We start from the raw sequence: 23,472 nt of genomic DNA, 5'->3' as shown, positions 1-23,472 counted from the left end.
GAATTCTCATGACCGCTTCACCCGTCCTGCCTGAACAGCCGACCCTTACCGGCGAACACGTCGAATTGCAGCCGCTGCACGCATCGCATGCGCCGGCGCTGCTGGCCGCCGCCGCCGACGGGCAGCTATGGAACCTGAAGGTCACGGTCGTGCCGGGCCCGGACACGATCGACGCGTATCTCGCGACTGCATTGCAGGGGCGCGCGGAGGGCACCATGATGCCTTTCGCGATCGTCGAGCGCGCGACCGGCCGGGTCGTCGGCAGCACGCGTTTCTGGAAGATCGATCGCAAGAACCGCAAGCTCGAGATCGGCCATACGTGGCTGAGCGAATCGGCGCAGCGCACGCGTGCGAACACCGAAGCGAAATGGTTGCTGCTGGGTCATGCGTTCGACGTGCTGCAGTGCGTGCGCGTGCAGTTCACGACCGACGAGCTGAACGAGACATCGCGCGCGGCGATCCTGCGGCTCGGTGCGAAGCAGGAAGGCATCGTGCGGCACGAACGGATCATGCCGGATGGCCGCAAGCGCAATTCGGTGCGCTTCAGCATCATCGACGACGAATGGCCGGAGGTGAAGGCGCGGCTGCAGGAGAGGCTCGCGCGGTAACGCGCGGCGAGGCCGCCGCCGGGAGAGGGGGCCGGCGGCGGCGAGACAGGGAAGCAGGCAGCCGCGCCGCGCGCGGCATGCCCGGCGCGTTACTGCGCCGATGCGAGGTGGTGGCGCTCCGCGAGCTTCTGCGCGTCGGCGTAATGCTTCTGCAGGATCGGCAGCGACTGGCGTGCGACTTCCTTCAGCTTCGTGTCGCGGCCCGATGCGATTTCGGCCTGGAAGGCCGAGATGGCCTTCTGCTGGCCGGCGAGCGCGACCTGTTCGATGTACGCCTTGTCGAACTCGGCACCGCGCAGGGTCTTGATGCTGTTCAGCACGGCCGTGTCGGGGTCGTTGGCGGGCACGTCGACGCCGCGCGGGCTCGCCGCGCGCATTGCCTGGATGATCTTTTCATCGTCGGTCGACACGCGTTGCGCGAACGCCTTGACCTGGCTGTCCGACGTGCGCGAATCGGCGATGCGTGCCGCGTCGTGCTGCGTCGACACCGTTTTCGTGCCGTCCGTGATGAACGCCTGGTCGGCTTCGTGGAGCCGCGGCGCGCCGGCCGACGGCGCGGTTTGTGCCGGTTCGGCCGGCTGGCCGGGTTGAGCCGGTTGTGCGGTTTGCGCGGTCGCCGTCACGGCGACGAGAAGCAGGCCAGCGGCAGACAAGGCAAGGCGCGAGACTTGGGGAAAGCGGTTCATGGGACCTCCTTTCAATCGGGGCTCTGGTTGAAAAACGGATCGGATGATCCGTCGCTGTGCGAGAGACCGGGCGCGCCCGGGCCGGATTCGACCGCCGCTCTGCCGCGGCGCCGGTCGAAGTGTTTCCCGGCCCGACTGATTCTAGGAGAGGGGTTTTCCCGCAGGTGCAACCGCGCTGTGGTTTGTGTAACGGTTGGTAAGACGATTGGACGCGTGCGCCGGTTACACGATGTCGAGCAGCGCGTCGAAGCGGGCCAGCAACGGCGTCGCGCAATGTGCCTGCAACGCGTCCGGCGCAGTGTAGCCCCACGCGACGCCCTGGAACGCGACGTTCGCGCGGCGCGCCGCGTCCGCGTCGCGGATCTCGTCGCCGACGTACAGCACGTCGGTGGTGCGCAGCCCCGCGTCGTGCGCGAGCGCGCGCAGCCGGCGCGACTTGCCGAACAGCGGAATGCCGCACGCGAAGTGCCCGACGTGACGGCACGCATGCGGGCCGAGCCGGTCGCGCACGATGTCCTCGGTGTTCGACGTGGCGATCGCGATGCGGATGCCGCGCGCGGCGAGCGTGTCGAAGGTCTCGGCGACGCCCGGAAACAGCGTCACGTCGGCGATGCGCGGCCGCATCAGGCGACGCATGTCGATCGTCACGCGCGGCACTTTCCACATCGGCACGTCGAGCGCGCGAATGATGTCGCGCGCCGACATCCCGCGCAGCGTGGCGACGAGCGTATCGTCGACGTCGCGAAAGCCGTGCATGCGCGACGCCTCCGACAGCGCCGCGAGAAAACTGTCGAGCGAATCGGCGAGCGTGCCGTCGAAGTCGAATGCGATGAGGCGGTAGGTCATGGCAGATAGTGCAACAGTGGCCGCGATTGTAGTCGGTTCGTCATTCCGTCATGCGCTTTGCGCGAAACATGCATACCTTATTGCGCGAATTCGCTTGGAGCCCGTGTCGCGCGTCCACTAGCATGACCGCTCCGATCGCGGCGGAGCGCGCCGCGAGATTTCTCGACAGGTATTCAAGGGGGCTCATCATGGCATTGCGTTCGCTCGGCACGTCTTCGATCCAGGTTTCGCCGCTCGCGTTCGGCGGCAACGTCTTCGGCTGGACCGTCGACGAGAACACGTCGTTTGCGCTGCTCGACGCGCTCGCCGACACCGGCATCAACTTCATCGACACGGCCGACGTCTATTCGGCCTGGGCTCCCGGCAACAGCGGTGGCGAGTCGGAAACGATCATCGGCAAGTGGCTCAAGCGCTCCGGCAAGCGCGAACAGGTCGTGATCTCGACCAAGGTCGGCCTGCTGGCCGCGCGCGCGGGGCTGGCGAAGGACAACATCCTGAAAGCCGCCGACGATTCGCTGCGCCGCCTGCAGACCGACTACATCGACCTGTATTTCTCGCACGCGGACCTCCCGGATTCCGCGCCGCTCGAGGAAACGCTCGGCGCCTACCAAACGCTGATCGACGCAGGCAAGGTGCGGATCATCGGTGCATCGAACTACAGCGGCGCACGCCTGCGCGAAGCCGCCGACATCAGCCGGCGCGACGGCCTGCCCGCGTACCAGGTCATCCAGCCCGAATACAACCTGTTCGATCGCGCGGACTACGAACGCGATCTCGAGCCGGCGGCAACGGAGCTGACGCTCGGTGTCGTCAATTACTACGCGCTCGCGAGCGGCTTCCTGTCGGGCAAGTACCGGTCGGTCGACGACCTGACGAAGAGCACGCGCGGCGAGCGCGTCGCGCGCTATCTCGAGGCGCGCGGGCTGCGAATTCTCGCCGCGCTCGACGCGGTGGCGGACAAGCACCGCGCCACGCCGACGGCCGTCGCGCTCGCCTGGCAGATCGCGCGGCCGACGATCACCGCGCCGATCGCGAGCGCGACGTCGCTCGAGCAGCTTCACGATCTCGGCGCGGCGATCCGGCTTGCGCTCGACGCGGACGACGTGAAGCGGCTCGACGAAGCCAGCGCGTACTGACCGGCGCGCGCGGCGTACTGTTGCATCTGTAATCGTTTCGTCAGCTTTCGTCGCGCCGGATAGCGGATGAACCCGCGCGATCCTGCGCGCGCATTTGCAGCGCCCGCGCACAGGCCCCAGAATAGCCGCACCTGGCCGCACCAAGCGGCATTCAGACCAGCATACGGGCAGCGCGTGGGCATCAACTTCGATCTTGCCGACTTGCAGGCTTTCCGGGCGGTGGTTCAGCTCGGCAGTTTCCGCAAGGCGGCGGACGCCATCAACATTTCGCAGCCGGCATTGAGCCGGCGCATCGAGAAGCTCGAGGAGGCGCTCGGCGTGCGGCTGTTCGAGCGCACCACGCGCCGCGTCACGCTGACGACGGTCGGTCGCGTGTTCGCGCAGAGCGCCGAACAACTGCTCGACGATCTCGACGCCGCCCTGCTCGGCATTCGCGACGTTTCATCGAGCCGCCTGGGCCACGTGACGATCGCATGCGTGCCGTCGGTCGCCTACTACTTCCTGCCGAACACGATCGCGCGTTTCCGCACCCGCTATCCAAAGATCCGCATCAAGCTGATCGACGCGAGCGCGAACGAGGTGCTCGACGCGGTGGTGAGCGGCGAGGCGGATTTCGGCGTGAGCTTCATCGGCAGCCAGGAGGCGGAGGTCGAGTTCACGACGCTGCTCGAGGAGCGCTTCGTCGCCGCGTGCCGGCGCGACCATCCGCTCGCCGCGAAGAAGCGCGTGACCTGGCGCGAGCTGTACGAATACGACTACGTGTCGGTGGACAAGACTTCCGGTAACCGCCTGCTGCTCGACCAGGCGCTTGCCGCCGTGGCCCCGCGTGTACCGAGCGTCTGCGAGGCGCGCCACGTGACGACGATGCTCGGGCTCGTCGAGGCGGGCCTCGGCGTTGCGGCGGTGCCGTCGATGGCGATGCCGCTGCCGACGCATCCGATCCTGACGAGCGTGCCGCTCGTCGAGCCGGTCGTCACGCGGCGCGTCGGCATCGTGCGGCGGCGCGGCCGCACGCTGACGCCGGCCGCGCAGGAATTCCTCCAGCACGTGATCGAGGACCGCAAGCCGGCCGCGGGCCCCAGGCGCGCGGCGGGGAAGCGCGCATGACGCTGCTGCGGCCGCTCAGGCTGCTGTACGTGCAGGTGCTGATCGGGATGGCGCTCGGTGTCGCGGTCGGGCACCTGTTTCCGCAGGCGGGCGTCGCGCTCAAGCCCCTCAGCGATGCGTTCGTCGCGCTCGTGCGGATGATGGTCGCGCCGATCGTGTTCTGCACGATCGTGACCGGCATCAATGCGCTCGGCGACGGCGCGCGCATCGGCCGCACGATCGTCCGGGCGCTGGCGCTCTTCTATGCGCTCACCGCGGCCGCGCTCGCCGTGGGGCTCGCGATCGCCTATGCCGCGCGGCCGGGCGACGGCCTGCATGTCGCGGCACGCCATCTCGATGCGTCGGCGCTCGCATCGTTCACGGCGCGCGCGCCGGCTGCTGGCGTCGCGTCGTTCCTGCTGCAGATCATCCCCGATACGCTCGTCGGCGCGTTCGCCGCCGGCGAGGTGCTGCCGGTGCTGCTGGTCGGCCTGCTGTTCGGCTTCGCGCTGGCCGCGACCGAAGGGCGCGACGGCATCGTGCATGCGTTCGTCGAGGGCATCGCGCGCGTGCTGTTCCGCATCCTCGCGCTCGTGATGCGGCTCGCGCCGCTCGGCGCATTCGGCGCGATGGCGTTCACGGTGGGCCGCTTCGGCATCGGTTCGGTCGGCTCGCTCGGCAAGCTGATCGTCGCGATGTATCTCGCGTGCGCGCTGTTCGTCACGCTGGTGCTCGCACCGCTCGCGCGACTGCACGGTTTCGCGCTGTGGCGGCTCTTGCGCTACATGCGCGAAGAATTGCTCATCGTGCTCGCGACGTCGTCCACGGAACCCGTCCTGCCGCGCCTGATCGTCAAGCTGGAGGCACTCGGCTGCGACAAGGGCATCGTGGGGCTCGTGCTGCCGGCGGGCTATTCGTTCAATCTGGACGGGACCGCGATCTATCTGACGCTCGCGGCATTGTTCATCGCCCAGGCGTGCGACGTGCCGCTCTCCGCCGCGCAGGTCGCGACGCTGCTCGCGGTGATGCTGATCACGTCGAAGGGCGCGGCGGGCGTGTCGGGCAGCGGGCTCGTCGCGCTGATCGCGACGCTGACGGTGGTGCCCGACCTGCCCGTCGCCGGCGTCGCACTGCTGGTCGGCATCGACCGCTTCATGTCCGAGGCCCGCGCGCTGACCAGCGTGATCAGCAATGCCTGCGCGGTCGTCGTCGTGTCGATCTGGCAGCGGGGCTGCGATCGCGAGCGGCTGCGCGACGTGCTCGAAGCGGGGACGCGGGAGCCGGTTCAGCGCGTTTAGCGGCTCGGGCAGCGCGCAGTACGGCTTCTCACGATTCGATATTTCGACTATTATCGAATAATGGAAACGAACCAGACCATTGCCGCGCTCGCGGCGCTCGCGCACGAATCCCGGCTCGCCATCTTCCGCGCACTGGTGCAGGCGGGGCCGCAAGGGCTGCCGGCCGGCCAGATTGCCACGCTGCTGGACGCGCCCCCGTCGTCGCTGTCGTTCCACTTGAAGGAGCTGGCGCATGCGCAGCTCGTCACCAGCCGCCAGGAGGGCCGCTTCGTGATCTATTGCGCGAACTTCGCGACGATGAACGGGCTGCTGGCGTACCTCACGGAAAACTGCTGCGGCGGCAATCCCTGCTCGCCGGCGGCCGCGTGTTCCACGACCGGCGAGCGTCGCCCATGACCACCAACGTACTGATCCTCTGCACCCACAACTCCGCGCGCAGCGTGCTCGCGGAAGGGATGCTCAATCACTGGGCCGCGAAGCTCGGCAAGGACGTGCGCGCGTACAGCGCCGGCAGTGCGCCGAGCGGGCGGCTCAATCCGTTCGCGCTCGACGCGCTGACGCGCGCGGGCGTCGACGTCGGCGGCTGCCGCAGCAAGAGCTGGGACGAATTCGTCGGCGACGGCGCGCCTGAAATGCGCATCGTCATCACGGTGTGCGACAGCGCGGCGGCGGAGACCTGCCCGTACTGGCCCGGCAGTCCCGTCAACGTGCATTGGGGCTACGCCGATCCGTCGAACGCGCCGGGCGGCGACGACGGCAAGCGGCTCGCGTTCGAGCTCACCCGCCAGGCGATCGGCTATCGCATGCTGCAGATGCTGATGCTGCCGCTCGATCGCATGGGCGATGCGGAACTCCGGACGGCCCTGGCCGACATCTCGCAAAACTGATCGGATACCTGAGCATCGAGCCGTCCCATGAACACGTCCAACGTCGCCCCGCCGGAAAGGGCAGTCGCCAAGCCTGGCATCAACTTCTTCGAGCGCTACCTGACCGTCTGGGTGGCGCTTTGCATCGTGCTCGGCATCGCGCTCGGCCAGGCGCTGCCTGACCTGTTCCAGCGCATAGCGCGCATGGAATACGCTCAGGTCAACCTCCCCGTCGGGCTGTTGATCTGGGTGATGATCGTGCCGATGCTCGTCAAGGTCGACTTCGGCGCGTTGCATGAGGTTCGCCAGCACGTGCGGGGGATCGGCGTCACGCTCGTCGTGAACTGGCTCGTCAAGCCGTTTTCGATGGCCTTGCTCGGCTGGCTGTTCATCCGGCAGCTGTTCGCGCCGATGCTGCCGGCCGACCAGATCGACAGCTACATCGCCGGCCTGATCCTGCTGGCCGCCGCGCCGTGCACGGCGATGGTGTTCGTATGGAGCCGGCTGACCGGCGGCGATCCGCTGTTCACGCTGTCGCAGGTCGCGCTGAACGACAGCATCATGGTGATCGCCTTCGCGCCGCTGGTCGGCCTGCTGCTGGGGATGTCCGCGATCACGGTGCCATGGGCGACGCTGCTCACGTCGGTCGTGCTCTACATCGTGATCCCGGTGATCCTCGCGCAGATCTGGCGCAAGCTGCTGCTTGCGAAAGGGCAGGCGGCGTTCGACCGCGCGATGGCGAGGGTCGGCCCCTGGTCGATCGCCGCGCTGCTGGCCACGCTGGTGCTGCTGTTCGCGTTCCAGGGCGAGGCGATCCTGAAGCAGCCGCTGGTGATCGCGCTGCTCGCGGTGCCGATCCTGATCCAGGTGTTCTTCAACGCAGCGCTCGCCTACGGGCTCAATCGCATCGTCGGCGAGAAACACAGCGTCGCGTGCCCGTCGGCGCTGATCGGCGCGTCCAATTTTTTCGAGCTGGCCGTGGCGGCCGCCATCAGCCTGTTCGGCTTCCACTCGGGCGCGGCGCTCGCGACCGTCGTCGGCGTGCTCATCGAGGTACCGGTCATGCTGCTCGTCGTGCGCGTGGTCAACCGTTCGAAGGGCTGGTACGAGCGGGCTTGAGCACCGAGGGCTTGGGCGCCGTGGTCATGCGATGCTGGCCGCACGCTCAGAGGCCGGCGGCGAGCAGATAGCGTGTCTGAACATACACGCCGAGCGCCCAGCGCGCGGTCACGACAGCGATCGCGAACAGGATCAGCGCGGCCGCGATCTTGACGAACCCGGACGGCGCGGGCGCCGGCCCGAACTGATTGTCCCAGCGGTGGCCGGACAGGAAGCACAGCACCGGCAGCACGATCACGCCGATGAGCGGAAACGCGAGCACCTTGACGGTCCAGCCGGGGAAGTTCAGGTCGCGCAGGCGTCGGGTCGACGCCGCGTAGAACGCGATGCCGAGCGCCGTGCCGAGCAGCGACACGATCCTGTTCAGCTCGGCGAGCCCGAGCTTCCCTTTCGCGGCGAAGCCGATGCAGGCGAACCCGGTCAGCAGCGACCATGCGATCAAGCCGAGCGACATCAAAAGCAGGTAGCTGCCTGCGCCGAGGCGAAGGTTCTTGGACATCCGGTGCGTGTGGTCGGTGAGCGGAGATCCGAGGACGATACCAGAATCGCGCGTCGCCGCGTCCGGCACTTCAGCGCGTCGTCACCGAATCGAGCCCGGTCGCGCGCACGACCGGCTGCGCCTGCGGCGACGCCAGATAGTCGAGCAGCTTCCTCGCGTTCTCCGGATGCGCGGCGCCGACGGGGATGCCGGCGGCGAAGCGCGTGACGGACTGCAGCGATTCGGGAATCTTGCCGACGTACGTGACGCCCGGCACCGGCAGCAGCTCGCTGACCTGCTGGAAGCCGATTTCGTAGTCGCCGTTCGCGACGACCGACGCCACCGGGATCTTCGGCACCATCGCCGCCTTCGGGCGAACCTGCGCATCGATGCCGAGCTTCCTGAACAACTCGCGTTCGATATACACGCCGCTCGCGCTGTCGGAGTAGGCGATCGATTTCGCGTGCAGCAGCGCGTCCTTCAGCCCGTCGACGGTGCCGATGTCCGGTTTCGGCGCGCCCGCGCGCACGACCATGCCGATGCGCGAATCGGCCAGCTCGACGCGGGATCCCGGGATGACCTTGCCTTGCTTGATCAGATCGTCCAGCGCGTAGCCGACCATGATCACGGCGTCGGCGGGCTCGCCGCGCGCGAGCCGGTTCGGAATCGCTTCGGGCGACTTGCCCATCGACGGGCCGCGGATCGTGTCGAGCGTGTCGCCGGTCGCGGCGGTGAAGCCGGGGCCGAGCTGCTGGTAGGCGGCGGTGAAGCCGCCCGAGCTCATCACGTGCAGTTCGGCGGCGCGGGCCTGGAGCGCGGTGGCGGCGAGCGCGGCGGCGGCGAGCCAGATTGCCGCGCGGCGGGTGAATGGTCGATGGTTCATCTTGCGGATTCCGGAAGTCGGGAGAAAGCGCGGCGCGCCGGCGCCGCGCGTGAGTGGGCAGCGGGGGCCGGTCACGCGGCGCGCAGCGCGTCGCGGCGGCGGCTGTACAGCAGCACCGTCGCGCCGAACGCGCACGCGGCGGCGAAGCTCATCCAGTAGCCGGGTGCGGCCTTGTCGCCCGTCATGTGAATGAGCCCGGTCGAGATGGCCGGCGTGAAGCCGCCGAACACGGCCGTCGCGAGGCTGTACGCGAGCGAGAAGCCCGCGACACGCACCTGCACCGGCATCACTTCGGTGAGCGCGACGACCATCGCACCGTTATAGATCCCGTACATGAACGAGAGCCAGAGCAGGACGAGCAGCATGTTGACGAACGACGGCGCGTGCGCGAGGAACGACAGCGCGGGGTACGCGGTCAGCACGTTCAGCGCGGTCATCGCGAGCAGCACCGGGCGGCGGCCGAAACGGTCGGACAGCGCACCGCCGATCGGCAGCCACACGAAGTTCGACACGCCCACGCAGAGCGTCACGAGCAGGCTGTCGGCGGTGCTCAGATGCAGCACGGTCTTGCCGAAGGTCGGCGCGTAGACGGTGATCAGGTAGAAGCTCGTGGTGGTCATCGCGACCAGCATCATGCCGGCGACCACGACGCCCCAGTTGCGCGCGAGCGTCGCGAACACCTCGCGCATCGACGGGCGATGGCGGCGCTGCGCATATTCTTCGGTTTCCTCCAGGTTGCGGCGCAGCATGAAGATGAACGGCACGATCAGGCAGCCGACGAGGAACGGCACGCGCCATCCCCACGCGGCGATGGTCGACGCGCTCAGCCACTGATTGAGCGCGAAGCCGAGGGCCGCCGCGATGACGATCGCCACCTGCTGGCTCGCCGATTGCCAGCTCGTGAAGAAGCCCTTGCGGCCGGGCGTCGCCAATTCGGCCAGATAGACCGACACGCCGCCCAGTTCCGCGCCCGCGGAGAAGCCCTGCAGCAGCCGGCCGGCGAGCACGGCGGCCGGCGCGAGCAGCCCGATCGTCGCGTAGCCCGGCACGAACGCGATCAGGATGGTGCCGCTCGCCATGATCGACAGCGTGACGATCAGGCCCTTGCGGCGGCCGACCTCGTCGATGTACGCGCCGAGCACGATCGCACCGAGCGGCCGCATCAGGAAGCCCGCGCCGAACACCGCGAAGGTCATCATCAGCGACGCGAATTCGCTCGTCGACGGGAAGAACACCGACGCGATCTGCGTGGCGTAGAAGCCGAACAGGAAGAAATCGAACTGCTCGAGAAAATTGCCGGCCGTGACGCGGAATACGGCCGCGGCCCTGGACGGGGAAGGGGTGGCCACGGAATGTGACATCGGGTTGTCTCCGGATATTTCATTGGATGACGTCCGGGTGGGGCCGGGACGAGGTGCTCATGGTGGTCCGGATCGGCGGCTGCGTGAAGTGCATTTTTTCGAAGGATTGATGCGTGTGGGCTATCAATCGGGCGGGCAAGCCGCTCAAAGTAAATTTGTAGATGTCGTAACGCGTGAGTAGCATTCACTACATGAAAGCTGTTTCCACATGGTCGCTGCTTGTTCTGACCCTCCCGACGGAAAACGCGACGGCCCGCATGCGGTTCTGGCGCGCGCTCAAGGCGAAAGGCTGTGCCGTGCTGCGCGACGGCATTTACCTGTTGCCGTACACGGAGGAGCGGGAACGCATGCTGCGCGAGCTCGCGGGTGCGATCGCCGAAAGCGGCGGCACCGCCCACCTGTTGCGTGCGCCGAGCCTCGACGCGTCGCAGGAAGGGGAATTCCGCGCGCTGTTCGATCGCGACGAGGAGTACGCCGCCTTCAACGGGGCGCTCGCGGACGCCCGCAAGACGCTTGCCGGGCAGTCCGCCACGGAACTGGCACGGCTGCTGCGCCGCCTGCGCAAGGATTTCGACGCGATCCGGGCGATCGACTATTTCCCGGGTGATTCGGCCACCCGCGCCGAAGTCGCTCTGCAGGATTTCGGTGCGCTGGTCGACACGGTGCTGTCGCCGGGCGAGCCGCATGCCGCGGACCGCGTCATTCGTCCGCTCGCGATCGGCGAGTACCAAGGACGCGCCTGGGCGACGCGACAGCGGATGTGGGTCGATCGCGTCGCCAGTGCGTGGCTGATCCGCCGATTCATCGACGCGCAAGCGCGCTTCATCTGGCTCGCGTCGCCGGCGGACTGCCCGGCTGACGCGCTGGGCTTCGATTTCGATGGCGCGACTTTTACGCACGTGGGCGAGCGCGTGACATTTGAAGTTCTGCTGGCCAGCTTCGGACTCGACAAGGATCCGGCATTGATGCGCGTCGGCGAGATCGTGCACGCGCTCGATGTGGGCGGTTCCGCCGCGCCTGAAGCAGCGGGCTTCGAGGCCGTGATGGCCGGCACGCGCCAACGCGCCGAAAGCGACGAACAATTGCTGGAGCAGATGGGCGCGGTGCTCGACGCGCTGTACGTGCACTTCGCATCGAATGGAAAGAGCGAAACCGGGGGACGTTGATGACCACGACGATTGCCACGAATGCGCCGACCTACTCGCTTGGCAAACTGGTCGCCTACATGCTGCGTCTCGGCACGTTCGGTTTCGGCGGACCGGTCGCGCTCGCAGGCTATATGCGTCGCGATCTGGTCGAGCGACGCGGCTGGATCACCGAGGCCGATTACAAGGAAGGGCTCACGCTGGCCCAGCTCGCACCGGGGCCGATGGCGGCCCAGCTCGCGATCTATCTCGGGTTCGTCCACTACCGCCTTCTCGGGGCGACACTCGTCGGCATCGCGTTCGTGCTGCCGTCGTTCCTGATGGTGCTCGCGCTCGGGTTCGCGTACGCGCATTTTGGCGGGCTGTCGTGGATGCAGGCCGTCTTCTACGGCGTCGGTGCCGCGGTGGTCGGCATCATCGCGATGAGCGCTTACAAGCTCACGACCAAGACAGTCGGCAACGACAGGCTCCTTTGGGCGATCTTCCTGACGCTGGCTGCCGTGACCTTAATCACGGAATCGGAAATCGCATGGCTCTTCATCGTCGCCGGGCTGATCGGCTGGTTCCGGCGCGCGCCGCCGAAATGGCTGCACAAGGGCGGGCTGAACGCGCTCGCCGGCGCGAACCTGCCGGCGGCAACCGGCCTGCTGAGCGGCATCGACCTGCCGCAGCTCGTCCAGATCGGTGCGTTCTTCATGAAGGCCGGCGCGTTCGTGTTCGGCTCCGGACTCGCGATCGTGCCGTTCCTCTATGGCGGCGTCGTTACCGAACATCACTGGCTGAACGACAAGCAGTTCGTGGATGCCGTTGCGGTCGCGATGATCACGCCGGGCCCGGTCGTGATCACCGTCGGCTTTATCGGGTACCTCGTGGCGGGCCTGCCTGGCGCATGCGTCGCCGCGCTCGGGACATTCCTGCCGTGTTACCTGTTCACGGTCATTCCCGCGCCCTACGTGAAGAAGTACGGGCACCGTCCGGGCGTCAAGGCATTCGTCGATGGCATTACGGCTGCAGCAGTCGGCGCGATCACGGGCTCCGTCCTCGTCATCGCGAAGCGGTCGATCGTCGACGTCCCGACCGCACTGCTCGCCGTCACGACCGTGCTGCTGCTGTGGCGCTTCAAGAAGCTTCAGGAACCGGTGATCGTGATCGCGGCGGCACTCTTCGGGCTGGTGGCTTACCCGTTGCTCCATCGTTGACGCGCATGGCCGGGAGGCGAGCATGACGTATCGGATGAAAGCCGTACAGCGCATTCGGACCGGATTTGGCGACGTGTCTGACGTCGAACTCGGACGCCACGACGAACATTGCGGCTTCTATGCGCTCCATGCGTGGTGCCGGCGCGATGCATGAGCCTGGCGGCCGCACGGCCATCCCGTTCGCGTTGCGACTCTCGCGCTGGCTGCTTCCCGCCGAGGTCGAGCATGCCGCGTGGCTCATCCTCGCGAGCCGCGGCTTGCGCGGCTTTTGCGACGGTTTCATCGCGGTGCTGCTCCCCGCGTACTTGCTCTCCCTTGGTTTCGCGCAAATCGACGTGGGGCTGATCAGCACCGCGACGTTGATGGGTTCGGCCGTCGCGACGATCGCGGTCGGCACAGTGGCCAGCCGCTTCCCGCACCGTCGGATGCTGACGCTCGCAGCGGCGCTGATGGCCGCGACCGGCATCGGCTTCGCCAGCCTGTCGACCTTGTGGCCGCTGCTCGTGGTGGCCTTCGTCGGCACGCTCAACCCGAGCTCCGGCGACGTCAGCCTGTTCCTGCCGCTCGAACAGGCGCGTCTTGCCGAATCGGCAACCGGCGACGCGCGGACCGCGCTGTTTGCCCGCTACAGCCTCGTCGGCGCGGTTTCGGCCGCATTGGGCGCGCTCGCGGCGGGCCTGCCGCCTTGGCTTGCTTCGCATGCCGGGGTGCCGCTGCTCGCCGCGATGCGCGCGATGTTCGTCGTGTACGCGTTGACCGGCGTGACGGTTTGCGTGCTGTACGGCCGGCTGCCCCACGCCGGAGCGCGTCCGGCGACGGCCGCGCCGCCGCTCGGGCCATCGCGGCGCATCGTCACGCGGCTTGCGCTGCTGTTCAGCGTCGATGCGTTCGCGGGCGGTCTTGTCGTCAACTCGCTGCTGTCGCTATGGCTGATGCTGCGTTTCGGTCTTTCACCCGGTGCGGCGGGCCGGTTCTTTTTCTGCGCGGGACTGCTCGCCGCAGGCTCGCAACTTTTGGCGGCGCCGCTATCGCGCAGGATCGGCCTGCTCAACACGATGGTGTTCACGCACATTCCGTCGAGCGTCTGCCTGATCGGCGCGGCGCTGGCGCCGACACTGCCGCTGACGTTGACGCTCCTGCTGATGCGCAGCGCGATGTCACAGATGGACGTGCCGACCCGAACCGCCTACGTGATGGCCGTCGTCACGCCGGCGGAGCGCCCGGCCGCGGCCAGCTTCACCTCCGTGCCGCGCAGCCTCGCGGCGGCGATCGCGCCGACGCTGGCCGGCGGCCTCTTCGGCCTCGGCTGGCTCGGCGCGCCGCTCGTTGCGTGCGGTGCGTTGAAGATTGCCTATGACCTGTCGTTGCTCGCTGCTTTTCGCCATATCGGGCTCCATGAAGGGGCGCGGCGATAGCGGCGTGGTCGCAGGAGGAAATCGTGAAACACCTTCGAAACCGGTGCGTCGTACTTCTGCTGCCGTTTGTGCTGTCCGCAGTACTCGGGGCGTCGGGCGTGCTCGTCCATCGCGTTTTCGCGGCCGGCGACCAAGCCTCGCTCGGCAGCCTGCCGTTGAAGCACGTCGCGGACATTCCGCTGCCCGGCCGCCCGACGCGGCTCGACTATGCGAGCCTGGACGCGCGCGGCAACCTGCTGTTCATCGCGCACCTCGGCGATGGGGAAGTCGTTGTCTTCGACACGCGTGCGTCACGCGTGACCGCGCAGATTGCGGACGTGTCTTCGGTGCACGGCGTCCTCGCCGTTCCGGAACTGTCGCGCGTATACGCATCCGCGACCGGCACCGACGAGATCGTCGCGATCGACGCCGCGACGCTGAAGATCGTCGCGCGCATGCCCGGAGGACACTACCCGGACGGGATGGCCTACGCCCCCGACGTGCGCAAGCTGTACGTCTCCGATGAATACGGGAAGACGGAAACCGTCATCGATGTCCGGAGCAATCGGCGCGTCGCCACGATTCCGCTCGACGGCGAGGTTGGCAATACGCAGTACGACCCGGTTTCGCGTCACATCTTCGTGAACGTCCAGACGCGCGGTCAGCTGGTCGAAATCGACCCCGCGACCGATCGCGTCGTCGGCCGCTTCGATTTGCCGGGCGCCAAAGGCAATCACGGCCTGTTGATCGATGCGCGCGACAGTCTCGCGTTCATCGCGTGCGAAGGTAACGACAAGCTGATCGTGTTCGATTTGCATACGAAGCAGGTTGTCCGGTCATTCGATGTCGGAGCCGATCCGGACGTGCTGGCGCTGGATCCGGGGCCGGGCACGCTTTACGTCGCGGGTGAGGCCGGCACGGTTTCGATGTTCCGCGTGCAGGGCGCCAACGTGGCCAGGATCGGCGAAGGCCGCGTCGGACCCAATGCGCATGTCGTCGCGGTCGACTCGACTACGCACCGCTCGTATTTCCCGCTGAAACGGGTCGACGGGGGGCCGGTGCTGCGCATTTTCGAACCTCGATAAGTCGGTGGTGACGGCGGCCGATTTGCGAGGCGACGATTTGTCGGAGCAGGAAATGCGGCGACGGCATGATCCACGCGTTCGATGCGACTTCCGGGATCGTGCTCGGGACCCTCGAGCAAGGTGACGGCGGCGCGATCGTCGAGCCGGGGCTGTGGGGCATGGCATTCGGCAATGGCCTCGACAGTCAGCCCGCCAACACGCTGTTCTTCGCCGCGGGGCCAAACGGCGAGGCCGACGGCCTCTACGGTCGCATCGACGTCGGTCCATGATCGCGAGCGTGTCCGCCGGGAGATATACTGGCTGACGTCAAACGCGGTTCCGGAACGCCTGATGTCCAGCCAGTCCGCCACGCTCCTGAAATTCCTGAAATCGATCGACGCCGACAAGGCGACGCTCGATGCCGCGCGTCCGCTGTCGCAGCAGGCGGTTGCGTCGTTGCGCGACACGCTCGTGCGGGAATGGGCCGGTCAGGCAAGCGTGATCGAGGGCGGCGCCCCGACGCCGCGCGAGACGCGGGCCGTGCTCGAATGCATCACGATCGACGGGACGACCCTGCGTGAACATCTCGACGCGACGCATCATCGCGACGCAATCGGCTATGTCGAAGACATCGTGTCGAAGCGCGAGGCGCTGTCCGAGCGGCAGATCCGCAATCTTCACCGGCTGGTGCTGAACCGGATCGGCGACGGCGACGTGCGGCGCTACCGCCACGAGAACGTCGCGATCGCGGGCGCGAGCACGGTGCCGCCCGGCTTCCTGGACCTGCCCGCCGACATGGCGGCGCTGATCGGCTGGTATCGCGAGGCCGGCGCGATGCATCCGGTCATGCGTGCGGCCGAACTGCATGCGCGGCTCCTGAAGATCCATCCGTTCGTCGACGGCAACGGCCGGACCGCGCGGCTGCTGCTCGCTTTCGAACTGATGAAGGACGGCTATCCGCCCGCGATCATTCGCAACGAAGACCGGCCTGCCTACCATGACGCGCTGGACCGCGCGTGCGCCGGCGGCGAGTTCGACAACATCGCGCGCGTGGTCGCGGAAGCGGTGCGGCGCGCGCTTCATCTGTATCTCGACGTGCTCGGGCTGCCGTATGCCGCGAAGCCCGACGCCGATCATTTTCCCAACCATCCGAACGGAGAACCGACGTGCCTGCTGCCACCCCCGCCACGCTGAGATTTTCCACCGACAAGCGCGAACTCGACATCGACGCGATCTTCGATTTCCTGCATCGCGACGCGTACTGGTCGCAGGGCATTCCGCGCGACGTGTTCGACCGCTCGATCGACGGCTCGCTGTGCTTCGGCGCCTACGTCGGCGCGCGGCAGGTGGGGTTCGCGCGGCTCGTGACCGATCACGCGACGTTCGCGTACCTCTGTGATGTGTTCGTGTTGCCTGCCGAACGCGGCAACGGCTACGGCCGCGCGCTGATCGACCACGTGTTCGCGCAGGAGATGGTGCAGGGCCTGCGCCGCATCATGCTCGTGACGTCCGATGCGCACGAGCTGTACCGGCCGGTCGGCTTCGAGCCGCCGTCGCATCCCGAGCGGATGATGGAATTGCGGCGGCCCGACATCTACACGGCGCGCTAGGTGTTGAGTCCCGGCGGCGCGCATACAATACGCGCTTTTCGCCACGCTGAAGGAAGCACGCCATGACCGAACAGGAAGCTGAACAGCTCGCGACGCATCGCCATTACAAGGGCGGGCTGTATCGCTACATCGGCGTTGCCCGCCATTCCGAAACCGAGGAATCGGTGGTCGTGTACGAACACCTGTGGCCGCATGCGCGCGGGTTGTGGGTGCGGCCGGAAGCGATGTTCAACGGCAGCCTCGAAGACGGCACGCCGCGTTTCCGCAAGCTGCGCGACTGACCGTGCCGCGCGGGCGGCTTGCGGCCCTCAGCCGGCGCCGCCCGTCCGTTCCCCCGCCGCGCCTTGCCGCAGCGCCAGCAGGAAGAACCGCCGAATCTCGTCCATCAATTCAGCGCGCGCGGCCGCGAAATCGAACGCGCGCCGGCTCTCCTGCGCGTAGCGCCGGCGCCAGTCGTTCGCCGCATTGCGCGCCTCGCGGGCCCGCAGCGCGTCCAGTTCGGGCGTGCGCAGCGCGTGATCGGCGATCAGCGTCACGCCGTCCCGGCTCACTTCCAGCACGCCGCCCGCGACGAGAATGCGGCGGTGCTCGCCGGTCTTCGCGTCGGTGACCGTCACGACGCCGGGCCGCAGCCGCGTGAAGAGCGGCGCATGATGCGGATGGATGCCGAGTTCGCCGCTCTCGCCGGGAACGGTCACGGCGCGCGCGACGCCGGAAAACAGCACGTCGTCGATGCTCAGGATGTCGAGCTGCAGCACGGGGATGGGTTCCACGATGCGCCTCCTTCAAACGGCTGCCGCGCCGGCGACGATCTCGCACAGCTCGGTGGTGATCTGCGCCTGCCGGGTCTTCTGGTACAGGTTGCGCAGGTCGCGCAGCACGCGGTCCGCGTTGTCGGTCGCGGTCTGCATGCTGAACATCCGCGCGCATTGCTCGCACGCGTAGTTCTCGACGACGGCCTGATAAAGCACCGCCTCGACGTAGCGCAGCAGGACGGTGTCCGCGACGGGGCGCGGCCCCGGCTCGTACAGGTAGTCGGACGACATGCCGCCGGCGTGCGGCGCGTCGTCGAGGCCGACGACCGGCAGCACCGTGTCGATCCGCGGTTCGTAGGTCAGCGCGCTCGTCAGCCGGTTGTACGCGACGCGCACTTCGTCGAGCTCGCCGTTGATGAACGCGGTCAGCGGCACGAGCAACGCGCCGAGCAGCGCGTCGAAACGCGGCTCGCCGGCGAGACTGCCGGTGCGGGCGGTGATGTGCGCGCCGTAGCGCGACAGCGGCGCGACGCCGCGCGCGCCGATCACGCTCAGTTCGAACTCGATGCCGGCCTCGTCCCATTGCTCGAGCGCGTCGACGCAGTGGACGAGGAGCCGCGCGTTGAGCGGGCCGCACAGCCCGCGATCGGTGCTGACGACGATCAGGCCGATGCGGCGCACCGGGTCGCGCCGCGCCATCAGCGCCGACATGTAGTCGGGCCGGTCGCGGATCAGGCGCTCGGCCATCGCTTTCACCTTGGCGGCGTAGGGGCGGAAATCGCGCGCACGCTTCTGCGCGCTCGCCATCTTGGTGCGCGCCATCATCTCCATCGCACGCGTGATCTTGCGCGTGGACGAGGTGCTGGCGATCTTCGAGCGGATTTCACGGATATGCATGAGCGTCCCGGCGGAAAGGGTGCGGCGGTTGCGGTGCGCATGCCGTCGCGGACGAATCGATGCTATCGGGACTTCTCCTGACCTATCTGACCAATGTCAAAAAACCGTCGTGGAATTCGCACAAGAATGCATTGCAGCATGCAGCACGTTCCCCGCCCACATGACAAGGGAGCCTTGCCCGATGTCCGATTCCGTCGATTCCCGCCCGCACCAGAAATACGACGCGCTGATCGCGCGTTGCCGTGCGCTTCCCCCGGTCAAGGTCGCGGTCGCGCATCCGTGCGACGACGTCTCTCTGCGCGCGGCCGTCGATGCCGCGCGCGCCGGCATCATCGAGCCCGTGCTCGTCGGCCCCGAGGCGCGCATCACGGCGCTCGCCGCGTCGCTCGGCATCGGCCTGTCCGGCTACCGGCTCGTCGATGCGCCGCACAGCCATGCGGCGGCGGCCCGCGCGGTCGAGCTGGTGCGCATGGGCGAAGCCGACGCGCTGATGAAGGGCAGCCTGCACACCGACGAGCTGCTCGCCGAGGTCGTGCGCGACGGCGCGGGCCTGCGTACCGAGCGCCGTCTCAGCCACGTGTTCATCATGGACGTGCCGACCTATCCGAAGCCGCTGTTCATCACCGATGCGGCGGTCAACATCCGTCCGACGCTCGAGCAGAAGGCCGAAATCACGCAGAACGCGATCGATCTCGCGCGCGTGCTCGGCGTCGACCGGCCGAAGGTCGCGATCCTGTCGGCGGTCGAGACGGTCACGTCGAAGCTGCCGTCGACGCTCGAAGCCGCCGCGCTGTGCAAGATGGCCGAGCGCGGCCAGCTCACGGGTGCGATCGTCGACGGCCCGCTCGCGCTCGACAACGCGATCAACCTGGAAGCCGCGCGGCTCAAGCATCTCGGCTCGAGCGTCGCGGGCGATGCGGACATCCTGCTCGCACCCGATATCGAAGCCGGCAACCTGCTCGCGAAGGAGCTGACGTTCCTCGCGAACGCCGATGCGGCGGGCATCGTGCTCGGCGCGCGCGTGCCGGTCATCCTGACGAGTCGCGCCGACAACGAGCGCACGCGGATGGCGAGCTGCGCGGTCGCGGCGCTCTACGCGCACGCGACGCGCGCGTCGGCCGGCCGCGCCGGCATCGCCGGCCTCGCCGACATCGATGGGGCATCGCGATGAAACATCCGGTTCTGGTGTTGAATGCCGGCTCGTCGAGCATCAAGTTCTCCGTGTACGACACGCTGGAAGACCGCTCGCTCGGCGCGGGCGTCCACGGCCAGGTCGACAGCCTGCACGACGCGCCGCACCTGGTCGTGAAGGACGCGCGCGGCGCGACGCTGGCCGACCACCCGGTCGCGGGCACGGGCCACCACGGCGCGATCGACGCGCTGCATGCATGGTTCGCGCGCCATGTCGGCGACGACGCGGGGTTTGACGGCGTCGGGCACCGGGTCGTGCACGGCGGCCGGTATTTTTCCGCGCCGGTGCGGATCGACGACGACGTGCTCGCGAAGATCGCGTCGCTGTCGCCGCTCGCACCGCTGCACCAGCCGCATCACGTCGATGCGATCCGCGCGGTGAGCGCGCTCGCGCCCGATCTGCCGCAGGTGGCGTGCTTCGACACGGCGTTCCATCACACGCTGCCGGCGCTCGAACGCGAATTCGCGCTGCCGCGCGCGCTGACGGAGCAGGGCATCATGCGCTACGGGTTTCACGGGCTGTCGTACGAATACATCGCGACGGCGCTCGCTGCGCTCGATGCGTCGTGGACGCAGCGCCGCACGGTCGTCGCCCACCTCGGCAACGGCGCGAGCATGTGCGCGCTTGCGGAAGGCCGCAGCGTCGCGAGCACGATGGGGTTCACGGCGCTCGACGGGCTGCCGATGGGCACGCGCACGGGCGCGCTGGACCCGGGCGCGATCCTGTATCTGCTGCGCCACGAAGGACGCACGATCGACGAGGTCGAACACCTGATCTACGAGGAGTCCGGCCTGCTCGGGGTGTCCGGCCTGTCGAGCGACATGCGCACCCTGCTCGCGAGCGACTCGGCGGCGGCCGCGCATGCGGTCGACCTGTTCACGTATCGCGCGGCGCGCGAGCTCGCGGCGCTGGCCGGCGTGCTGGGCGGCCTCGATACGCTGGTCTTCACCGCCGGCATCGGCGAGAACGCGCCCGCGGTGCGCGAGCGCATCTGCCGCGCGGCAGGCTGGCTCGGCATCGAGCTCGACGCCGCCGCGAACGCCGGCAACCGGCCGGTGATTTCCGGCGGCGCATCGCGCGTGACGGTGCGCGTGATCCCGACTGACGAGAACCTGATGATCGCGCGGCACACGCGCGGCCTGCTGGACCGCTTGTCCATTTGAACCGCCCGTTCCGCTTCCGGAGAACCCATGACTCGTACCCCGCCCGCCGGCGTGCCGTTCCCGATTCCCGCGCTGCCGATCTTCTGGCCGATGGCCGCCGCCACCGCGATGTTCGAGGCCGGCACGGAACTGACCGCGCGCAACCTGCGCTTCCTCGCCGAAGAGGAAAAGCTGCATTTCGAGATGCATCCGGCACTGGCGTCCGCGAACCGGCCGCTGCTCGAACTGCGCACGATGATCTTTCGCGACTATTCGGACGGCGCGGCGCGCGGGTTGCCGACGATCGTCGATGCGCCGTACGCCGGGCACAGCGCGATGATCGCCGACTACCAGCCGGGCCAGAGCCTGATGCAGACGCTGCGCGAGCACGGCGTGAGCCGCCTGTACCTGACCGACTGGCGATCGGCGACCGAGGACATGAAGGATCTCGAGATCGACCAGTACCTGGCGGAGCTGAACGTCTGCGTCGACGAGCTCGGCGGCCGCGTCAACTTCGTCGGGCTGTGCCAGGGCGGCTGGATGGCGGCGATGTACGCGGCGCGCTTTCCGCACAAGGTCGCGAGCCTCGTGCTCGCGGGTTCGCCGATCGACACCGACGCGGGCAACGGCCCGATCCGGCAGATGGTGCACACGTATCCGACGTCGTTCTACGACGAGCTCGTGGAAATGGGCGGCGGGCTGATGCGCGGGCGCTTCATGCTGCGCGGCTGGAAGAACATGCATCCGGACCAGCACTACCTGGCCGAGCACGTCGACCTGTACGAGCACATCGACGATCCGGACTACCTGCGCAAGCAGGAGGCGTTCGCGAGCTGGTACGAAAGTCCGATCGACCTGCCCGGGCGCTGGTACCTGCAGGCGATCGTGCAGCTCTTCAAGGAGAACCGGCTCGCGAAGGGCAGGTTCGTCGCGCTCGGCCGCACGCTGAACCTGAAGGACGTGACCTGTCCCGTCTACCTGCTCGCGGGCGAAGCCGACGACATCACGACGCCGGAGCAGGTGTTCGATGCGGTCAAGTATCTCGGCACGCCCGCGGCGCAGGTGACGAGCCGGCTCGTGCCCGGTGGGCACATCGGCCTCTTCATGGGCTCGCGGACGCTGAAGGACGCGTGGCCGGACATCGCCGCGTGGATCGCGGCGCAGGCGTAGGGCCTGTTTACATACGGAACGCGCATGCGTTGCCACGAGAACGGCCGCTCGCGAGGCGTGCGACGCCGCGAATACTGGACGTATTCGCAAGGAGCACAACGCGGCGAGCGGCCGTTCTCGTGGCAACCCCAAATTGAAAACCCATTCCAGGGGAATGCCCGAAATCGCCCGTATGGCGGCGTCGCGCGATTTCGGGCATTCGCATGCGCGTTCCGTATGTAAACAGACCCTGGTACGGGTAAATCGTCGTTGCAGCGGAGAAACGGACGTTGCAACGACGCGGCCGTGCGTCAGCCGCCCGCCAGCGCGCGCGCCAGTTCCGGCGGTGCGCTGCCGACCCGGACGTCCGGCGTGCCGTGCCATGCCGCGAGTTTCTTCACCGCCTTCGCGACGTCGCTCGCAAGCCCCGAGCCGAACCGCACGCCCGGCTCGACATGCACGGCCTTCAGTTCGAACACCTGCTGCGCGCGATGCGCCTTCGCGTCGACGCGCCCGACCAGCCGGCCGCGATGCAGCACGGGCAGGCAGAAATAGCCATAACGCCGCTTGTGCTCGGGCGTATAGCATTCGATCGTGTAATCGAAACCGAATAGTGTCGATGCACGCCGCCGGTCCCATACGACCGGGTCGAACGGCGACAGCAGCGTCGTGACCGTCGAGCGCAGCGTGTCGGCCCCGGCGGCCGGCAATAGCGCGTTCAGCGAATGGTGCGCGTACGCCGGCTCCTTCCAGTCGCCGACCGCTACCGGGATCAGGTCGCCCGCGTCGGCGAGCTGTTCGAGCTCCGCGCGGTACGAGCGGCGCGGCAGCCGATAGTAGTCGGCCACCCAGTCCGCGCGCACGACGCCGAGTGCACGGCACGTGTAGTCGAGCAGCGCGGGCAGCACGGCTTCGCGCGGCGGCAGGTCGCGCGTGTCGTCCCAGCCGGGCAGCACGCGTTCGCGCACGTCGTACACGCGCTGGAAATTGCGCCGTTCCGACACCATCAGGTCGCCCGTCGTGAACAGCACTTCCAGGTGGCGCTTCTCCGGCTTGCGATCCCACCAGCCGTTGCCCTTCACGCCATCCTCGCGGACGAAGTCCGCCGAGCGCACCGGGCCGTCCGCGTGAATCCGCGCGAGCAGCCGTTCGATGTCGGCGCGATGCCGCGCATGCCACTCGGCCGCGTATTTCCAGCCCATCCCCGACGGATCGAGCATCTTGTAGCGCATCAGGCCGAACTGCTCGACCGGCAGGAAGCACGCTTCGTGCGACCAGTATTCGAACAGGCGCGCCTCGGCGAGATGCTCGTCGAGCCACTGGGGCGAGAAATCGCCGAGACGGCTGAACAGCACGAGATACGGGCTGCGCGCGACGACGTGGATGGTATCGATCTGCAGCTGCGCCATCCGGCGGATCGCGTCGAGCACGTCGGATTTGGTCGCCTTGCGGCGGGGCGGTGTCAGCAGGCCCTGCGCGGCGAGATGCAGGGCGCGGGCGGCGGCGGGCGAGAGCGTAAGCATCGGAAGGGCGGCCGGGAGTGATGGTCGGGAACCAC

Annotated in this window: 25 protein-coding genes and 1 pseudogene; 18 read left to right on the top strand and 8 right to left on the bottom strand. The window is 68.0% G+C overall.

The features are described from left to right. The first annotated feature begins 8 nt into the window (after positions 1-8). Positions 9-608: a GNAT family N-acetyltransferase gene (locus WT26_RS31130; RefSeq protein WP_069274739.1), complete on the top strand. Its 600-nt coding sequence runs from the start codon at positions 9-11 to the stop codon at positions 606-608. Between the two features lie 89 nt (positions 609-697). On the opposite strand, the gene WT26_RS31125 is transcribed toward WT26_RS31130, so the two are convergent. Together WT26_RS31125 and WT26_RS31120 are read right to left on the bottom strand one after the other, a co-directional pair. After that, a complete protein-coding gene (locus tag WT26_RS31125) occupies positions 698-1,294 on the bottom strand; it encodes a DUF4142 domain-containing protein (RefSeq protein ID WP_069274738.1) in 597 nt (198 codons plus the stop codon). Positions 1,295-1,516: 222 nt separating this feature from the next. Next, complete coding sequence (locus WT26_RS31120) at positions 1,517-2,140, bottom strand: HAD hydrolase-like protein (protein ID WP_069274737.1); 624 nt, start codon at positions 2,138-2,140, stop codon at positions 1,517-1,519. Positions 2,141-2,328: 188 nt separating this feature from the next. Here WT26_RS31120 and WT26_RS31115 point away from each other — a divergent pair, with 188 nt between their 5' ends. The 6 genes from WT26_RS31115 to arsB all read left to right on the top strand — a co-directional run bounded on the left by WT26_RS31115 (position 2,329) and on the right by arsB (position 7,645). Further along, positions 2,329-3,276, top strand: coding sequence for an aldo/keto reductase (locus WT26_RS31115; protein WP_069274736.1), 948 nt, complete (start codon positions 2,329-2,331; stop codon positions 3,274-3,276). Positions 3,277-3,450: 174 nt separating this feature from the next. Further along, on the top strand, positions 3,451-4,383 hold the full coding sequence (locus tag WT26_RS31110) for a LysR family transcriptional regulator (protein WP_069274735.1): 933 nt from the start codon (positions 3,451-3,453) through the stop codon (positions 4,381-4,383). Beyond that, positions 4,380-5,660, top strand: a complete 1,281-nt coding sequence (gene dctA / locus WT26_RS31105) for a C4-dicarboxylate transporter DctA (protein ID WP_069274734.1) — start codon at positions 4,380-4,382, stop codon at positions 5,658-5,660. Before WT26_RS31110 ends, dctA begins: the two co-directional genes overlap by 4 nt. A gap of 60 nt (positions 5,661-5,720) precedes the next feature. Further along, entirely contained in the window at positions 5,721-6,056 is a 336-nt protein-coding gene (locus WT26_RS31100; RefSeq protein WP_010093897.1) for an ArsR/SmtB family transcription factor, read from the top strand. Next, positions 6,053-6,547: an arsenate reductase ArsC gene (locus WT26_RS31095; protein WP_059538071.1), complete on the top strand. Its 495-nt coding sequence runs from the start codon at positions 6,053-6,055 to the stop codon at positions 6,545-6,547. The genes WT26_RS31100 and WT26_RS31095 overlap by 4 nt, the downstream gene beginning before the upstream one ends. 27 nt (positions 6,548-6,574) lie before the next feature. Continuing rightward, on the top strand, positions 6,575-7,645 hold the full coding sequence (arsB, locus tag WT26_RS31090) for an ACR3 family arsenite efflux transporter (RefSeq protein ID WP_069274733.1): 1,071 nt from the start codon (positions 6,575-6,577) through the stop codon (positions 7,643-7,645). Positions 7,646-7,691: 46 nt separating this feature from the next. Here arsB and WT26_RS31085 read toward each other — a convergent pair whose 3' ends face one another. The 3 genes from WT26_RS31085 to WT26_RS31075 form a co-directional block, all read right to left on the bottom strand. Next, positions 7,692-8,144 carry a DUF805 domain-containing protein gene (locus WT26_RS31085; protein WP_069271536.1) on the bottom strand — a complete coding sequence of 151 codons (453 nt, stop codon included), beginning with the start codon at positions 8,142-8,144 and terminating at the stop codon, positions 7,692-7,694. Positions 8,145-8,214: 70 nt separating this feature from the next. Then, a complete protein-coding gene (locus tag WT26_RS31080; RefSeq protein WP_069274732.1) occupies positions 8,215-9,006 on the bottom strand; it encodes a substrate-binding domain-containing protein in 792 nt (263 codons plus the stop codon). A gap of 71 nt (positions 9,007-9,077) precedes the next feature. Beyond that, the gene (locus WT26_RS31075; protein ID WP_069274731.1) at positions 9,078-10,367 is read right to left on the bottom strand and encodes an MFS transporter; all 1,290 of its coding nucleotides are present in this window, start codon (positions 10,365-10,367) and stop codon (positions 9,078-9,080) included. 191 nt (positions 10,368-10,558) lie between these two features. On the opposite strand from WT26_RS31075, the gene WT26_RS31070 reads away from it, so the two are divergent. The 8 genes and pseudogenes from WT26_RS31070 (at position 10,559) to WT26_RS31035 (ending at position 17,060) form a co-directional block, all read left to right on the top strand. Then, positions 10,559-11,533 carry a chromate resistance protein ChrB domain-containing protein gene (locus tag WT26_RS31070; protein ID WP_069274730.1) on the top strand — a complete coding sequence of 325 codons (975 nt, stop codon included), beginning with the start codon at positions 10,559-10,561 and terminating at the stop codon, positions 11,531-11,533. Next, positions 11,533-12,711: a chromate transporter gene (locus WT26_RS31065; RefSeq protein WP_069274729.1), complete on the top strand. Its 1,179-nt coding sequence runs from the start codon at positions 11,533-11,535 to the stop codon at positions 12,709-12,711. The genes WT26_RS31070 and WT26_RS31065 overlap by 1 nt, the downstream gene beginning before the upstream one ends. 146 nt (positions 12,712-12,857) lie before the next feature. Beyond that, positions 12,858-14,126: an MFS transporter gene (locus WT26_RS31060; protein ID WP_059953640.1), complete on the top strand. Its 1,269-nt coding sequence runs from the start codon at positions 12,858-12,860 to the stop codon at positions 14,124-14,126. 23 nt (positions 14,127-14,149) lie between these two features. After that, on the top strand, positions 14,150-15,190 hold the full coding sequence (locus WT26_RS31055) for a hypothetical protein (RefSeq protein ID WP_088509975.1): 1,041 nt from the start codon (positions 14,150-14,152) through the stop codon (positions 15,188-15,190). 56 nt (positions 15,191-15,246) lie between these two features. Beyond that, positions 15,247-15,459 (top strand): annotated as a pseudogene (locus WT26_RS31050) (TIGR03118 family protein); the annotation flags it as partial. Positions 15,460-15,520: 61 nt separating this feature from the next. Further along, entirely contained in the window at positions 15,521-16,363 is an 843-nt protein-coding gene (locus tag WT26_RS31045; RefSeq protein WP_069274728.1) for a Fic family protein, read from the top strand. Next, a complete protein-coding gene (locus tag WT26_RS31040; RefSeq protein WP_069274727.1) occupies positions 16,336-16,779 on the top strand; it encodes a GNAT family N-acetyltransferase in 444 nt (147 codons plus the stop codon). The genes WT26_RS31045 and WT26_RS31040 overlap by 28 nt, the downstream gene beginning before the upstream one ends. Before the next feature lie 62 nt (positions 16,780-16,841). After that, positions 16,842-17,060, top strand: a complete 219-nt coding sequence (locus WT26_RS31035; RefSeq protein WP_048989428.1) for a DUF1653 domain-containing protein — start codon at positions 16,842-16,844, stop codon at positions 17,058-17,060. 27 nt (positions 17,061-17,087) lie between these two features. Here the strand turns inward: WT26_RS31035 and atpC are convergent, their stop codons facing one another. Both atpC and atpG read right to left on the bottom strand, forming a co-directional pair. Continuing rightward, entirely contained in the window at positions 17,088-17,543 is a 456-nt protein-coding gene (gene atpC, locus WT26_RS31030; protein WP_059589812.1) for an ATP synthase F1 subunit epsilon, read from the bottom strand. Positions 17,544-17,564: 21 nt separating this feature from the next. Then, positions 17,565-18,431, bottom strand: coding sequence for an ATP synthase F1 subunit gamma (gene atpG / locus WT26_RS31025; RefSeq protein ID WP_042588322.1), 867 nt, complete (start codon positions 18,429-18,431; stop codon positions 17,565-17,567). A gap of 160 nt (positions 18,432-18,591) precedes the next feature. Here atpG and WT26_RS31020 point away from each other — a divergent pair, with 160 nt between their 5' ends. From WT26_RS31020 to WT26_RS31010, 3 genes are read left to right on the top strand one after another with little or no spacing between them, the layout of a single operon-like run. Continuing rightward, entirely contained in the window at positions 18,592-19,602 is a 1,011-nt protein-coding gene (locus WT26_RS31020; RefSeq protein WP_081333783.1) for a phosphate acetyltransferase, read from the top strand. Then, positions 19,599-20,786, top strand: coding sequence for an acetate/propionate family kinase (locus WT26_RS31015; protein WP_069274725.1), 1,188 nt, complete (start codon positions 19,599-19,601; stop codon positions 20,784-20,786). The genes WT26_RS31020 and WT26_RS31015 overlap by 4 nt, the downstream gene beginning before the upstream one ends. A 27-nt stretch (positions 20,787-20,813) precedes the next feature. Further along, a complete protein-coding gene (locus tag WT26_RS31010) occupies positions 20,814-21,935 on the top strand; it encodes an alpha/beta fold hydrolase (RefSeq protein ID WP_060153991.1) in 1,122 nt (373 codons plus the stop codon). 290 nt (positions 21,936-22,225) lie between these two features. Here WT26_RS31010 and WT26_RS31005 read toward each other — a convergent pair whose 3' ends face one another. After that, the gene (locus tag WT26_RS31005; RefSeq protein WP_069274724.1) at positions 22,226-23,437 is read right to left on the bottom strand and encodes a winged helix-turn-helix domain-containing protein; all 1,212 of its coding nucleotides are present in this window, start codon (positions 23,435-23,437) and stop codon (positions 22,226-22,228) included. Positions 23,438-23,472 lie beyond the last annotated feature (35 nt).

Source organism: Burkholderia cepacia (assembly GCF_001718835.1).
In the GTDB taxonomy this organism is placed as follows: Bacteria; Pseudomonadota; Gammaproteobacteria; order Burkholderiales; family Burkholderiaceae; genus Burkholderia; species Burkholderia cepacia_F.
This window is presented reverse-complemented; position numbering and strand designations above follow the sequence as displayed.

Bases quoted from the DNA above. Each gene is read 5' to 3' on its own strand.
- WT26_RS31130 (WP_069274739.1), top strand. From the start codon at position 9: ATGACCGCTTCACCCGTCCTGCCTGAACAGCCGACCCTTACCGGCGAA.
- WT26_RS31125 (WP_069274738.1), bottom strand. From the start codon at position 1,294: ATGAACCGCTTTCCCCAAGTCTCGCGCCTTGCCTTGTCTGCCGCTGGC.
- WT26_RS31120 (WP_069274737.1), bottom strand. From the start codon at position 2,140: ATGACCTACCGCCTCATCGCATTCGACTTCGACGGCACGCTCGCCGAT.
- WT26_RS31115 (WP_069274736.1), top strand. From the start codon at position 2,329: ATGGCATTGCGTTCGCTCGGCACGTCTTCGATCCAGGTTTCGCCGCTC.
- dctA (WP_069274734.1), top strand. From the start codon at position 4,380: ATGACGCTGCTGCGGCCGCTCAGGCTGCTGTACGTGCAGGTGCTGATC.
- WT26_RS31100 (WP_010093897.1), top strand. From the start codon at position 5,721: ATGGAAACGAACCAGACCATTGCCGCGCTCGCGGCGCTCGCGCACGAA.
- WT26_RS31095 (WP_059538071.1), top strand. From the start codon at position 6,053: ATGACCACCAACGTACTGATCCTCTGCACCCACAACTCCGCGCGCAGC.
- arsB (WP_069274733.1), top strand. From the start codon at position 6,575: ATGAACACGTCCAACGTCGCCCCGCCGGAAAGGGCAGTCGCCAAGCCT.
- WT26_RS31085 (WP_069271536.1), bottom strand. From the start codon at position 8,144: ATGTCCAAGAACCTTCGCCTCGGCGCAGGCAGCTACCTGCTTTTGATG.
- WT26_RS31080 (WP_069274732.1), bottom strand. From the start codon at position 9,006: ATGAACCATCGACCATTCACCCGCCGCGCGGCAATCTGGCTCGCCGCC.
- WT26_RS31075 (WP_069274731.1), bottom strand. From the start codon at position 10,367: ATGTCACATTCCGTGGCCACCCCTTCCCCGTCCAGGGCCGCGGCCGTA.
- WT26_RS31070 (WP_069274730.1), top strand. From the start codon at position 10,559: ATGAAAGCTGTTTCCACATGGTCGCTGCTTGTTCTGACCCTCCCGACG.
- WT26_RS31065 (WP_069274729.1), top strand. From the start codon at position 11,533: ATGACCACGACGATTGCCACGAATGCGCCGACCTACTCGCTTGGCAAA.
- WT26_RS31060 (WP_059953640.1), top strand. From the start codon at position 12,858: ATGCATGAGCCTGGCGGCCGCACGGCCATCCCGTTCGCGTTGCGACTC.
- WT26_RS31045 (WP_069274728.1), top strand. From the start codon at position 15,521: ATGTCCAGCCAGTCCGCCACGCTCCTGAAATTCCTGAAATCGATCGAC.
- WT26_RS31035 (WP_048989428.1), top strand. From the start codon at position 16,842: ATGACCGAACAGGAAGCTGAACAGCTCGCGACGCATCGCCATTACAAG.
- atpG (WP_042588322.1), bottom strand. From the start codon at position 18,431: ATGCATATCCGTGAAATCCGCTCGAAGATCGCCAGCACCTCGTCCACG.
- WT26_RS31020 (WP_081333783.1), top strand. From the start codon at position 18,592: ATGACAAGGGAGCCTTGCCCGATGTCCGATTCCGTCGATTCCCGCCCG.
- WT26_RS31015 (WP_069274725.1), top strand. From the start codon at position 19,599: ATGAAACATCCGGTTCTGGTGTTGAATGCCGGCTCGTCGAGCATCAAG.
- WT26_RS31010 (WP_060153991.1), top strand. From the start codon at position 20,814: ATGACTCGTACCCCGCCCGCCGGCGTGCCGTTCCCGATTCCCGCGCTG.
- WT26_RS31005 (WP_069274724.1), bottom strand. From the start codon at position 23,437: ATGCTTACGCTCTCGCCCGCCGCCGCCCGCGCCCTGCATCTCGCCGCG.